At 42.9% G+C, this 13,430-nt stretch carries 10 protein-coding genes; 4 read left to right on the top strand and 6 right to left on the bottom strand.

All coding sequences use genetic code 11. From position 1 onward, the window contains the following. The first annotated feature begins 145 nt into the window (after positions 1–145). Both A3K91_RS02320 and A3K91_RS02325 read left to right on the top strand, forming a co-directional pair. Positions 146–463, top strand: coding sequence for a hypothetical protein (locus tag A3K91_RS02320; RefSeq protein WP_062843841.1), 318 nt, complete (start codon positions 146–148; stop codon positions 461–463). Between the two features lie 142 nt (positions 464–605). Beyond that, positions 606–1,265 (top strand): DUF1294 domain-containing protein, encoded by a 660-nt coding sequence (locus A3K91_RS02325; protein ID WP_062843842.1) that lies wholly within the window; start codon positions 606–608, stop codon positions 1,263–1,265. Between the two features lie 167 nt (positions 1,266–1,432). Here the strand turns inward: A3K91_RS02325 and A3K91_RS02330 are convergent, their stop codons facing one another. The 5 genes from A3K91_RS02330 to A3K91_RS02350 all read right to left on the bottom strand — a co-directional run bounded on the left by A3K91_RS02330 (position 1,433) and on the right by A3K91_RS02350 (position 8,786). Further along, complete coding sequence (locus tag A3K91_RS02330; protein WP_084387228.1) at positions 1,433–2,044, bottom strand: O-acetyl-ADP-ribose deacetylase; 612 nt, start codon at positions 2,042–2,044, stop codon at positions 1,433–1,435. Positions 2,045–2,264: 220 nt separating this feature from the next. Continuing rightward, complete coding sequence (gene lspA, locus A3K91_RS02335; protein WP_084387229.1) at positions 2,265–2,891, bottom strand: signal peptidase II; 627 nt, start codon at positions 2,889–2,891, stop codon at positions 2,265–2,267. Beyond that, positions 2,884–5,733: an isoleucine--tRNA ligase gene (gene ileS / locus A3K91_RS02340; RefSeq protein WP_062843843.1), complete on the bottom strand. Its 2,850-nt coding sequence runs from the start codon at positions 5,731–5,733 to the stop codon at positions 2,884–2,886. Before ileS ends, lspA begins: the two co-directional genes overlap by 8 nt. Positions 5,734–6,476: 743 nt before the next feature. Continuing rightward, positions 6,477–7,028 carry a protein disulfide oxidoreductase gene (locus A3K91_RS02345; RefSeq protein ID WP_062843844.1) on the bottom strand — a complete coding sequence of 184 codons (552 nt, stop codon included), beginning with the start codon at positions 7,026–7,028 and terminating at the stop codon, positions 6,477–6,479. A 120-nt stretch (positions 7,029–7,148) separates the two neighbouring features. Further along, positions 7,149–8,786 carry a carbon-nitrogen hydrolase family protein gene (locus A3K91_RS02350; RefSeq protein ID WP_062843845.1) on the bottom strand — a complete coding sequence of 546 codons (1,638 nt, stop codon included), beginning with the start codon at positions 8,784–8,786 and terminating at the stop codon, positions 7,149–7,151. A gap of 552 nt (positions 8,787–9,338) precedes the next feature. On the opposite strand from A3K91_RS02350, the gene A3K91_RS02360 reads away from it, so the two are divergent. Next, complete coding sequence (locus A3K91_RS02360; RefSeq protein WP_062843847.1) at positions 9,339–9,968, top strand: BLUF domain-containing protein; 630 nt, start codon at positions 9,339–9,341, stop codon at positions 9,966–9,968. 115 nt (positions 9,969–10,083) lie between these two features. On the opposite strand, the gene A3K91_RS02365 is transcribed toward A3K91_RS02360, so the two are convergent. Beyond that, on the bottom strand, positions 10,084–11,526 hold the full coding sequence (locus A3K91_RS02365) for an FAD-binding oxidoreductase (RefSeq protein WP_062843848.1): 1,443 nt from the start codon (positions 11,524–11,526) through the stop codon (positions 10,084–10,086). 377 nt (positions 11,527–11,903) lie between these two features. Between A3K91_RS02365 and serA the strand changes: the two genes are divergently transcribed. After that, entirely contained in the window at positions 11,904–13,130 is a 1,227-nt protein-coding gene (gene serA, locus A3K91_RS02370) for a phosphoglycerate dehydrogenase (RefSeq protein WP_062843849.1), read from the top strand. The last annotated feature ends 300 nt before the right edge of the window (positions 13,131–13,430 follow it).

The raw sequence follows: 13,430 nt of genomic DNA on the forward strand, positions 1-13,430 counted from the left end.
AATTACTGAAATAAAACCTCACTGATTACTGACGAAAGTAAATTTAAGTTGACTTATGTTTCTATTTTGTATATAAATGTTTTTTATTCGTTAACACAGCGAACTTTATTCTATAAGGTTCAATTTAAACAACTTTGAGATAACCATGAAAAAAGCTATTTTAGTAATCGGTGTATTTGCATTATTAGCCCAAGGTTGTGCGACTCCTCATGTCGTACAGACTAAAAAAGTAAGCGATATCAACTTGTCATGTACACAAATTCTTAGTGAAATTGAAGAAGCTGAACAATTTGAAAAAGATGCGCGTGCTGAGCGTAAAATTACGGGCAAGAATGTAGCCGCGGCAGTATTATTTTGGCCAGCATTGATTGGTACTTACTCTAATACAGAAGAAGCTATTGACGCTGCAAAAGAACGCCGTGCTAATTTGACCAATCTATATGAACAAAAAAAGTGTCGTTAATGTCTTTGTTTTAATGATAAGTATCTAAAATACTTTCATGCCCGATCTAAACAAGCTGAGAGTTTACTCTTAGCTTTTTTTATGAGTTGATTAACAAGCTATACTATCCATAGTAACGACTAATAATAAAAAGCAGGTAGATATGGCAAACAAGCAACAAGGTCACATCAAAAAGTGGCAAGATGATAAAGGTTTTGGGTTTATTGATACTGAGCACGGTGAGTCCGTTTTTTTTCATATCAATGAGTTTAAAGCGCGCCGTCGTCCTGAGGTGGGTGAGCAGGTCGTGTTTACTGTTGGACGAGATAATCAAGGTCGCCTGCAGGCAAAAGACGTGCAAGAGTTGCAATTTGTACAGCAAAAAATGGCACAAAAAAACCAGCAAATACGTCAGCGTAATGCCAAACGTAGCGCGCAAGCAGATTTTGAAGCGGGACAAAAAAAGCGCTTGTTCCTCGGCGCTGGATTCTATGCGGTCTTAATTTTATTGGTGGTCACTCATAAAATAAGCTGGCTGGTGGTGGCTTGGTACGCAGCGTTGGGTGTTATTACCTATGCGATATATGCCAAAGACAAGGCAGCGGCTCAAAATGGTGACTGGCGCACACCTGAGTCTACACTGCATTTAATGAGTGCGCTTGGCGGCTGGGTTGGGGCAATGGTGGCGCAAACTTACTTACGTCATAAGTCACAAAAACCGGAGTTTCGATTGACCTATTATTTGACCGTTGTCATCAATATGGCAGGATTTTTGTTTGTATTGTCAGGTGGCGGCTTAGAGTTTTTAAAAGGCATATTGTAGACATTACCGATTATATAATCCGTTCGATATGACATCGTTACATTGATGACGACGTGCTACTGGTATAAATTTTCCTTACTTGCTGTACCTACGCAGACAAAGGCTACATGAAATTTATATCAGTAGCCCTGCACTTATTTTTTAGTGGTTCAATTCTAAAAATCCACTTATTGCTTCTGCTCTAATACTTGTTTATAAACGGCAGCATCTTTGTCCGAAAAGCAGCAAAATATCACCTCACGAATTGAGAACGTATGCGCTTGTTTAAGATTGCTTAATACAAATGCCCTCACAGTATCAATTGCTATCTCAGTCGCTTGTTTTAATGGATAACCATAGACGCCTGTACTAATCGACGGAAAAGCAATACTGGCAAACCCTTGCTCAGTCGCTAATGCTAAAGATTTTTGATAACAGCTGGCAAGCAAAGCTGCTTCGTTATTATTGCCACCATACCAGACAGGGCCGACCGTATGAATCACATACTGACAAGGCAAGTTAAACGCTGGACTTATTTTGGCATCGCCAGTCTCACAGCCATTCAACGTGCGACAATACTCAATCAGCTCAGGGCCTGTAGCGCGATGAATAGCACCGTCTACACCGCCGCCACCCAATAAGCTTGAATTGGCAGCATTGACGATGGCATCGACACCTAGCGTGGTAATATCTGCTTTTAATACGGTTAAAGTAACGATAGGCTCAAGGTGCTCATGATTAGTGTCATCAAGCGTATTAATTTGTTTTTGGAAAATAGGGGTGGGGTGATTATGTGTCATATAAAACGTCCTTTTTCTGATGTCTTCCAGTTTTTTCCTATATATTCTAATTTAGTCGCTGTCATTTGCTTGTATATTGTATGAGTATAATAAGTTGTGATTTTTAAAGACTGTTATGTGAATAATAAAACCCATTCTCTTGCATCATCAAAATGAACCGCTAAAAAAAGGTGGATTACGAATACGTAACCCACCTTTTGTATATATAAACGTTATTTTCTTATGATTGTGGCATTTCACGCTTTTTTTCCAAAAACAGCATATCAATGACAATCAATGCCACGCCAATACTAATACCCATATCAGCAATGTTAAAGATTGGATAATGCCAAACGTCCGCATTATGCACATGGATAAAATCAATCACATGGCCATGTAGCAAACGATCAATCAAGTTACCAACCGCACCGCCAAGTACCATCGCCAATCCGACAGAGAGAAGCGTGGCTTTGCGAGGCGCTTTGATGAGATAAACTATCAAAAATAACGCCATGACAAGCGCTAAGCCTGAAAAAAACCACTTTTGCCAACCGCCAGCATCTGCCAAAAAGCTAAAGGCTGCGCCATAATTGTAAGCGAGCGTCCAGTTGAGAAAAGGCTCAATGACAGGTACTGGCTCATGAAAGGTCAGGTTGGTTTCAGCCAGCCACTTCGTCCATTGGTCGATAATTACGACCACCAGTGCCAACAAATACCACATAAACGCGCGACTGCCATTAGTAATCATTTTTGGCGTTTTGGTCAAGCGGCTTCTTGGCGTGGTTGAGCTGCCCGTTGTTGCATGGGCAGGTTTGGGCGAATTATCGACATCGACAGGGGGTAGATTGTTCTCTGATGAATTAGGCATAGTGGCGTACCTCACCATCACCACTGACATTGGTCACACAGCGACTGCAAATCTCAGGATGTGCGCTATCTGTACCGATGTCATCACGGATATGCCAACAGCGCACACATTTAGTACCAGTAGCGGCACTTACATTGACCACTAAGTCTGCTGATGCTTCTGTATCGCTGTCGGTTTGCTCATCCAAGACAACTTTGTTAGCAGGAGCGGCACTCATTGGTTGAAGGGTTGCTTTGCTGGTAATAAGGACAAAACGAAGCTCTTCGCCAAGCTTGGCTAAGCTTTCTTGCATCGCACCATCAGCATACAAACTGACGTCGGCAGACAAGTTGGCATTGATGATTTTTTCGCCACGTGCTGTTTCGATGTTTTTGTTGACCATGTCTTTGGCCAGCATGATTCGTTGCCAATCATCAGCACTGATATCGCTAAGCGCGAACTCAGGGAAGGTGTACCACTCTTCAGTGAACACGTAGCTGTCAGCGCCATGCAATACTTCCCAAGCTTCTTGCGCGGTGAATGACAAGATTGGTGTGATCCAGCGGATCAAGGCATGGGCGATGTGATAAATAGCCGTTTGCGCAGAGCGGCGCGGCTGACCATCTCTCTGCGTGGTGTACTGACGGTCTTTGATGATATCCAAATAAAAGCTGCCCAAATCCTGCGAACAAAACGCTGTCACATGCTGAGTGACTTGGTGAAAGTCCATCGCATCATAGGCGCTGATGATCTGTGCTTGTACTGTTTTGGCTCGCTCAATGATGAATTTATCAAGGCTCACCAACTCATTAACATTGACGCTGTTGGTCGCTGGATCAAAGTCATCAGTATTGGCCAGTAAGAAGCGTAGCGTATTACGAATGCGGCGATACTGGTCGGTTGCACCTTTGAATGAGGCTTTACTCGCCGCCATCTCATAGCGATAGTCAACAGAGGCGACCCAAAGTCGCAACAAATCAGCACCTAAAGTGTCAAACACATCTTGAGGTTCAAAGCCTTTGGTATTACCGAGAGACTTAGATAGTTTGCGACCATTGGCATCAATCGTAAAACCGTGCGTCAATACTTGCTTAAACGGTGGACGACCGTACATGGCTTCAGATGTGAGCAATGATGTCTGGAACCAACCACGGTGCTGATCTGAGCCTTCTAAATACAAGTCAGCAGGATTGGTGAGCTCATCACGCTGTTCAAGTACAGCAAAGTGCGTCGTACCAGAATCGAACCACACGTCTAGCGTGTCGGTCGCTTTGTCATAATCAAATGCCTCATCTCCTAAGAAGTCTTCACAGCTGGCATCAAACCAAGCTTCAACACCGCCTTCATTAATTTTTTGTGCAGCAGTTTCCATCAGCTCAAGCGTGTTTGGATGTAGCTCGCCTGTTTCTTTATGGGTAAAGAAAGTGATGGGCACGCCCCACGTGCGCTGGCGTGAGATACACCAGTCAGGGCGACCATTCATCATCGCTTCAATGCGGTTTTGACCCCACGCTGGCGTCCAGTTAACTTTTGGGATATCAGCAAGCGCGCGCTCACGCAAACCTTTGGCTTCCATACTGATAAACCACTGCGGCGTGGCGCGGAAGATAATCGGCGACTTATGACGCCAGCAATGCGGATAGCTGTGCTCAATCTTGGTATGGCTGATTAAATGACCATTCTCATGTAAAGCAGCGATGATTTTTGGATTGGCTTTATAAATATGCTCACCCGCAAATACCGCTGCACTGTCTAGGTAGACGCCCGTACCACTTACTGGGTTTTCCACTGGTAAGTTATATTTTAGACCCACAATATAATCGTCGAGACCATGACCAGGTGCGGTATGTACCAGACCTGTACCACTATCCGTTGTCACATGCTCACCCAAGATAAGCGGCACTTGACGCTCTGTAATGAGTGGATGCTGGGCGCGCAGACCTTCAAGCTCACGGCCTGATACGGTTGCAAGAATGCCTTTGTTATCCAATTTAAGCTCAGTCAGAGCGGTCTCGACCAAGTCATCTGCCAAGAGCAAATTGCCTTTTTCCGTGGCGACCACACTATAGTCGTGCTGAGGATGTACTGAGATGGCTTGGTTGGCAGGCAATGTCCAAGGCGTGGTTGTCCAAATAACCGCGGCAATGTTATCCAGTTCAGCCAAAGCTGCAACTTTATCGGTATCAAGCACATCAAAGCTGACATAGATGGCGTCAGAAACTTTATCTTGGTATTCAACCTCGGCTTCTGCCAAGGCAGAACTACAGTCCAAGCACCAATTGACAGGCTTCATACCACGAGTCACGTGACCGTTTTCATAGATTTTGGCAAGCGCACGTACGATGTTGGCTTCTTGATGGAAGTTCATCGTAAGATAAGGATTGTCCCAATCACCAAACACGCCCAAACGCTTGAAATCCGCCTTTTGCAATTCAATCTGCGTGCTGGCGTATTCACGGCACAGACCGCGAAACTCAGTTGCTGATACTTTTTGACCAACTTTGCCGACTTTGGCTTCGACTTTTTGTTCGATGGGCAGGCCATGACAGTCCCAACCAGGGACATATGGCGCGTCAAAACCTGACAGCGTTTTTGACTTTACGATAATGTCTTTGAGTACTTTATTGACCGCGTGACCTAAGTGAATTTGACCGTTGGCGTATGGAGGGCCATCGTGCAAAATATACTTGGGTGCACCCGCACGTGCTTGACGAATTTTGCCGTACACGTCATCCGCTTCCCAAGCAGCCAACCAATCAGGCTCGCGCTTGGCAAGGTTTGCACGCATCGCAAATGGCGTATCGGCAAGGTTTAAGGTGTCTTTATAATCGTGGCTTGGTGTATCAGTACTTTTATCAGTCATAAAGGTGTCTTTTTAAAAGGTAGAAGTGGGTGAAAAGATGGGTTCAATATTGAAATAAGTTCAAATGCTCAGTCGTGGTGCTCTTATTTATGGTGCTAAAGTGCTTTAAAAGCAATAGTGCGCTAAAAGCGATGGTATGTTAAAAACAACGTAAGGCTGTCTACATTTATGTTTTACAGCATGGAATCCTGTTTGCAAGTCGGATACTGCCTACAAGTTAGATGTTAAAAAAATTTATATCAATAGCATATCACTATCCACATAATGATTTCAGTGTACGCTGACAACAAGCGGTGGCTGGCGACAGATTAAGATACAGTTAGGTCAATAATAAATGCTCACAAAGCGAATGCAACCTAAAATACATTTATCAGTCATAAAATACCGTTCTGATGTGTTTAAGATGATAAAAATCCCAGCCTAAATAGCATTTACCGTACATAATTTTTTATCACTGATTTTATGCTTCTTACCTTCAGCACTTTGCAAAGCTGCTTCTAACCGCATAAGGGTTTGTTAAAGTAAATCAATCGTATAAGAATCAGTAAAAAAGGTAACGGCAGCTATTATATGACAAAAAGGATAGGGTAAAAAGAGCTGGCCCGCAACACCGTGACTTTATCCAAAACGAATGCAGTGATTTATCCTAAATACTGATTATCTTTTAAACTATCTGTAGCGCACGTTTCAAGTGTATTGGCTATCAAAGTATATTAAATATAGGCTAAAGTGTTAGTCAAATTTTAGAAAATAGAGGACAACCATAACCGCAATTTCAACGACCAAAGTGGCTGTACGCCAGTCAAACCTTGACTCATCTCACCTTCATTTAGGATGACATAAGAGGGTGTAACCTGTCCTTGCCAGTCGGCAAAGATACGACCTTCTTGGTCATTCACAGTCGTAAAGCTATAGTTGTGTTCAGTAAGATAACGACGTAGCTCTTGATCAGACCCTGATTTGATAGCAACAGTGACAATAGGATAATTATTTTGGGCCGCCAATTTGTCTATTGTGGGAGAAGTAACCCGGCAAACAGGACACCATGTACCCCAAAAATATACTAGAGTAGGTTTCTCGTCACTCAGCGCTGCCAAATCAACCATTTGCCCTTGGTAATCTGTCAGTTGTAATTGTGGGTTGGCAGGCATAACCGGCTGACGCCACCAATTAATGGCAGTATATACTACAGCAAATATCAGACCGTATAGCAGGACGGTTTTTAATACAGACCACGCTTTTTGTCTCGGTGTCTTTTTGAGCGTGTTCTTTTTTTTGCCGATATCAGTCGTCATAGTAGCTGCTTTTTTCACTCTTAGGTTTTTGAGTAGATAAAAATAAACGGCTGAATGATCAGCCGTATTATCAAGTGAGAAGGTTCTCGTATCTTATATTAGCGTTCCTATCTTAACCGATTAAGGTTTTTGTGCACGGTCTTGTAACGGATCGCCCAATAAGACGCTACCTGAGTTTTCACGACGTTCTTCATCACTTAACTTGCTCGCTGATATTTTTGACTTTCGTTTCCATTTTAGGCTAAACAAGTCATCACGGCGGTCGATCAGATTGTGTACCGAGCCTTCGTTACGGACGTGAGTGAGTTTATCTAAATTCACATCTGAGAAGAAAATCATCTCAGTGTTCGCCGTGGTTTCTGCCATAATCGCATCATGGGGGAACGCAAAGTCTGATGGCGAAAATATAGAAGACTGAGCGTATTGAATGTCTAAGCTCTCAACTTGCGGTAAGTTACCGACTGAGCCGCAAATCATGACATAGCATTCGTTCTCAATCGCTCGTGCTTGAGCACAGTGGCGCACACGCAAGTAGCCGTTTTTGGTGTCTGTCCAAAAAGGCACGAATAAAATGTCCATATCGTCAAGCGCGAGCAAGCGAGCAAGTTCTGGAAACTCAACATCATAGCAAACCAAGATACCAATGCGACCAGCATCCGTATCAAATACTTTAACCTCATCACCACCCTCGATGACCCAAGCGCTACGTTCATGCGGGGTAATATGAATTTTGCGCTGCTCTTCCACCGTACCATCGCGGCGACATAGATAGCTGACGTTATAAAGCGTGTCGTCTTCATCAAGTAATGGCATCGAGCCTACGATAACGTTGACGTTATAGCTGACCGCCAGATGAGAGACTTCATTTTTGAACCATTCGGTATAACCGGCCAAAAAGCGAATAGCGACATTTTGATCCGTTGACTCACACAGACCCATTAATGGTGCATTAAAGAATTCTGGCAAGCAAGCAAAGTCTGAGTTGTAATCTGCCATAACGTCAACGAAAAACTCAACCTGCTGCAGCAGCTCTTCAGGGGATTCAACCTCGCGCATTTGCCACTGAATACCGCCAATACGCACTTCGGACTTGCGCGTATTGGGCTTATAATCTTGTGGCTCATAGTAAATATTTGCCCATTCAAGTAGGGTAGCAAAACCTTTGGACTGCGCATCATCTGGCAGATACGCGGTCAAAATACGCTTGACGATAAAGCCGTTCGATAACTGAAAAGAGAGCGCAGGGTCATGAATTTCACGTGACGCAACAGCGTCAATATATTCACCAGGCGTCAGATCTTGGTGATGATGATAGTTGGGAATACGTCCACCAGCCAAAATAGCGCGGAAGTTTAGCTGACGGCACAGCTCTTTACGGGCATCATAGAGCCTGCGACCTAAGCGATAACCACGATATTCAGGATCAATCAACGCGTCCAAGCCGTAGATAGCATCGCCTTCTGGGTTGTCTCTGATAATCTCTTTTTGACCAATCAAATCATCATAGGTATGCGGGTTTGAAAACTTAGCATAATCAACGCGCATGGATAAGACAATACCGATCAATTGATCGTGGTCAAATAAGGCAATCTGACCTTCAGGGAAGGCATCAATTAAGGTGTGAATGGTGGTCTTTGACCAAGCGCCACCCAAGTTGACATAAACGCGATCCATCAGCGCTTTTAATTGCGGATAGTCTTTTTTCTTAATCTCAGCAATCGTAAGATGAAAGTCATCTAACTTTTCTATTTTACTCATAATTTTCCTGTTTTTGCATTTTACGGGTTATAACAATATTGAAAAAGGAGGCATAAGATTCAAAATAACAAGTCTTTGTGTAACAGATGCAATAAATATATTTCATTGACAGAGTATTATCGTTACAATGATTTATTGCTGCATTTACAATACGTTATAATGATATTCTATCTCATTTAGTGCATAAATTTTATTGTAATTGTCGCTGGTTTAACAGATATTTTAGTCAAACTGATTAAAAGGTGACTATCTTTACCGACCAGAGTTGATAGATATTTAATGTCTATGGCGAGTTGGCTAAATACTCTTTCAATCTGACCTGATAACTCTGTTGAATAGCATTTCTTAGTACCTTTACCCCAAATACGTTTCGTTCTGCTCGCTATCATAACAAGCTACCTCATCAATAAAAGTCTAACGTGGTAACTATTTGCTACGTTTTTGTGAGTCAGTATCCTATGTTCCTTTTGGGCATCGTTTTACTTTGTTTGGTTTGTTTCATTTCGCCGTTATAAGATGGTTTTTTAGGATGGTTTTTTAGGATGGTTTATTATGCCCACGAATTACAAAAATAGAAGCAACATGGGTGATGAAGTACAAGACTCAACGCTGATTCAATTGGTTTATGTCAGCAGTTTGACCCTAGGCTCACGTTTGAACACGTCTATATTTGAAGAGGTAGAACGTCATGCGCGTGATTATAATCAGCAGCATGGTATTACTGGTATCTTATGTTATGGCAATGGTCAATTTTTGCAATGTATTGAAGGGGAGAAAGCTCACGTATTTGCATTAAAACAACGTATTTTTGCCGATAATCGTCATAAGAATGTTGAGACGTTACTATTGCAGACTATAGATCACCGCAGCTTTACTGACTGGCGTATGCGTTTGCTGTTCTTAGAGCGTTGGTTGTGGTCACCCGCGACAAAGAAACAAGCCGCGCAGTTGTCACCCTATTTGCCATTTTTTCCCCATGATTGGTCACCTGAGCGTACAGAGCATTTCTTACAAATTATCAAAACCTTTGACAATCCACCTCACATTCAGGCAGCAGGTATTACTTATAATGCGCTTGGCAACATGTTCCGTCATATTGCGGCGCCGCATCAAGCTTTTTTGATTGTGCAAGGGTTTTTAAGTTTGTTACTTGTGGCAGGGTTGGTACTACTGTATTTGTAAAATAATAAGGTGTTCTCCTTTTTATTCATAAACTGATACTTTATATAATGCACAAAAAAGACGCTAGCCTGTTGGTATAGCGTCTTTTTTTATCTCAATCTAATCCTACTGCCAATTACATATCAAAAACCTTCCCACGATTCATAATATTATTGGGATCAAAGACTTTTTTGATGTTGCGTAAGTAGCTCATTTCAGCCTCGCTGCGGCTGTAGTGTAGATACGGCTTCTTAGTCATGCCTACGCCATGTTCCGCTGATACGGAACCGCCATATTTTTGTACCGTCTCAAACACATGCTTATTGACGATTTGGCACTCGGCAAAGAAATCATCTTTACTCATGTTTTCAGGCTTCAAGATATTCAGATGCAAATTACCATCGCCAATATGACCGAACCAGCACACCTCAAAGTCAGGATAGTTGCTGCTGACGATGTGATCAATCTCAGTGATAAAATCAGGCACATAGCTAATCAGTACGGATACATCGTTTTTATAAGGCGTGAATACTGAGATGGTCTCAGAGATATATTCGCGCAGCTTCCAAAGCTCGGCCGCTTGCGATAAGCTCTGACTCATGACACCGTCAACGACCCAGCCTCGCTCCAAACACTGCTCAAATATTGTCATGGCTTTTTCCATAATCGGCTCATACGGCGCTTCAAACTCTAGCAAGGTATAAAACTTGGTGCGTGATTCAAACGGCTCTTGCACTTGTCCATGTGCCATCAGCTTATCAATCGCCACCTCATCAAAGAATTCAAAGGCAGTTAAATCAATCTTTGCTTGGAAGGCAGAGAGCACATTCATCACATCACTAAAGTTGTCCATACCCAGCACCATGACGTTTAAGTCTTGTGGCTGACGCTCAAGCTTGATCTGTGCATGAGTCACAAGGCCAAGTGTGCCTTCTGCCCCAATGAAAAGTTGGCGCAAATCATAACCAGTAGCGTTTTTGACCATACCGCGGTTGAGATGCAAGATATCGCCACGACCGGTAACGACAGTCAGGCCCATGATCCATTGACGGGTCATACCATAGCGGATGACTTTAATACCACCAGCATTGGTGCCAATATTGCCGCCCATCTGACTGGAGCCTGCTGAAGCAAAGTCGACAGGGTAGTAGAGATCTTTGGTTTCGGCGAATTGTTGCAGCTGTTCGGTGACAACGCCGGCTTCAATCTCAACCATGCGATCGGCAGGAAAAAACTCACCAATCTGGTTCATTTTATCCATGCTGACGACGATTTCGCCGTTGGCGGCGACTGCGCCCGCTGAGAGTCCAGTACGGCCACCACTTGGGGTGATCACGACGTTGTGTTCGTTAGCGAGTAAGACGATGGTCTGTACTTGTTCGGTGGTCTTTGGAAAGACGATGGCGGCGGCATTGGGCGTGAAATGCTTGGTCCAGTCTTTGCCCCAGTGCTCTAAGCTCTCAGCATCGGTTTTGATTTGGCTGGAATCGAAATGATGCGTATCGATTAAGGTACTCAGTATCGTTTGGACAGCAATCGTATGGGTTTCAGATGTGCTTTGGCTAGATAAGGAAGTCATGGTCAAATCTCAGTATAAACGTAAGCGCTATGCATAAAGAAGATTATTATATCGCTAAATTGATATAACGAAACCCATATAACTATGTTTATATGGTTGTGGGTGTATAACTGGAAGTTGGTTATATTGATAATTATCGAGCGATTCGAGTGTGCTTACTCAGACGAGCCGAGACAGTCGTAAAAGATAAGCAAGTCCATTGCGAACCAAATGATTCACTATAGCATAAAAAGTTTTCAGGCTTAATCATCAATAATTGCTGTAATCTGCTAACATCAAGGTCGGATTTTGTGTAAGATATCTAGACTGTTTTCGTTTCACTCATCATGGATTATCCATCAGATAATTTTATAAGACAATTATAGGACAGTTCTCACATGGCGTTATCACTACAAAAAGATAAGATCCGGTTTTTATTGCTCGAAGGTCTACATGACAATGCGTTAAAAGTATTGGAAGGGGCAGGCTATCATAATATCGAGAACATCAGTCATGCTCTTGATAAAGATGAGCTCATCGAAAAAATTAAAGATGCCCACTTCATTGGTATTCGTTCGCGTACGCAATTGACACGCGAGGTACTTGAGCATGCGCATAAGCTGATCGGTATTGGGTGCTTTTGTATTGGTACCAACCAAGTAGATTTGGACGCGGCTCGCGATCTTGGCATTCCTGTCTTTAACGCACCATATTCAAACACTCGCTCAGTGGCAGAGCTGGTATTGGCCGAAGCCATCATGCTATACCGCGGTATTCCTGAAAAAAACGCGACCGTCCATCGTGGCGGCTGGGGTAAGTCTGCGGCTAACTCACATGAAGTCCGTGGTAAGACGATCGGTATCGTCGGCTATGGCTCTATCGGCTCGCAATTGTCTGTCCTAGCAGAAAGCTTCGGTATGAAAGTCATCTATCATGATGCTGTGACCAAATTACCACTTGGTAATGCCGTTCAGGTTGGCAGCTTAGAAGAGCTACTATCAACAGCTGACATCGTGACATTGCATGTACCTGATTTGCCAAGCACGCGTTATATGATGAAAGCAGAGCAGTTCGCGCAGATGAAAGAAGGCAGCTACTTTATCAATGCGGCTCGCGGTACCTGCGTTGAGATTGATGATCTTGCAGCAGCGCTTGAGTCTGGCAAAGTATTGGGCGCGGCGATTGATGTGTTCCCAAAAGAGCCAAAATCTGCGGACGAAGAGTTTGAGTCTCCATTACGTAAGTTTGACAATGTGATCTTGACGCCGCATATCGGTGGTTCAACGCAAGAAGCGCAGGCCAATATTGGTCTAGAAGTGGCTGATAAATTCGTGAGATACTCTGACCAAGGTGATACGGCAACGGCTGTCAACTTCCCAGAAGTTTCTGTACCGTTCAAAGAAAATTCACACCGTTTGCTTCATATTCACAAAAACGTACCAGGCGTACTATCTCAGATCAACCGTCTGTTTGCAGAAGCTGGTATCAATATTTTGGCGCAGAGCTTGATGACAGAAGGCGATGTGGGTTATCTGGTGATGGATGTCGATTATAACGATTCGACAGCAGCGCTAGATCAATTAAAAGATGTAGAAGAAACGATCCGCGTACGTATTCTGTTCTAAGCAGTACTTATATTTTAATTTAATTAGCAGTAAAAAATAGCAGGCCATTTTATGAGTGCCTGCTATTTTTTTATTTTAAAAAAGTTTTAAACAGGCAGTTATAGTTCCAATGACACCTATTTCTGCGTCATAAGAACTTTTTAGCTTATTTATATGATGCCCAATATTTCTACTTTATATAAGTTAAATTTTTATGAACCTTGTAAGACGATAGTTAAATAAATATACAAAATATCGTTAAATATATAAAGCAAAACACCTACCTATGTATTCTTTGATTCATTATATTTATCATCTTAG

The sequence above is a fragment of the Psychrobacter alimentarius genome (assembly GCF_001606025.1).
GTDB lineage: Bacteria > Pseudomonadota > Gammaproteobacteria > Pseudomonadales > Moraxellaceae > Psychrobacter > Psychrobacter alimentarius.

Excerpts from the sequence above, each read along its gene's own strand:
- A3K91_RS02330 (WP_084387228.1), bottom strand. The coding sequence starts at position 2,044 with ATGACACATAATCACCCCACCCCTATTTTCCAAAAACAAATTAATACG.
- A3K91_RS02365 (WP_062843848.1), bottom strand. The coding sequence starts at position 11,526 with ATGACTTCCTTATCTAGCCAAAGCACATCTGAAACCCATACGATTGCT.
- lspA (WP_084387229.1), bottom strand. The coding sequence starts at position 2,891 with ATGCCTAATTCATCAGAGAACAATCTACCCCCTGTCGATGTCGATAAT.
- serA (WP_062843849.1), top strand. The coding sequence starts at position 11,904 with ATGGCGTTATCACTACAAAAAGATAAGATCCGGTTTTTATTGCTCGAA.
- A3K91_RS02350 (WP_062843845.1), bottom strand. The coding sequence starts at position 8,786 with ATGAGTAAAATAGAAAAGTTAGATGACTTTCATCTTACGATTGCTGAG.
- ileS (WP_062843843.1), bottom strand. The coding sequence starts at position 5,733 with ATGACTGATAAAAGTACTGATACACCAAGCCACGATTATAAAGACACC.
- A3K91_RS02345 (WP_062843844.1), bottom strand. The coding sequence starts at position 7,028 with ATGACGACTGATATCGGCAAAAAAAAGAACACGCTCAAAAAGACACCG.
- A3K91_RS02320 (WP_062843841.1), top strand. The coding sequence starts at position 146 with ATGAAAAAAGCTATTTTAGTAATCGGTGTATTTGCATTATTAGCCCAA.
- A3K91_RS02325 (WP_062843842.1), top strand. The coding sequence starts at position 606 with ATGGCAAACAAGCAACAAGGTCACATCAAAAAGTGGCAAGATGATAAA.
- A3K91_RS02360 (WP_062843847.1), top strand. The coding sequence starts at position 9,339 with ATGCCCACGAATTACAAAAATAGAAGCAACATGGGTGATGAAGTACAA.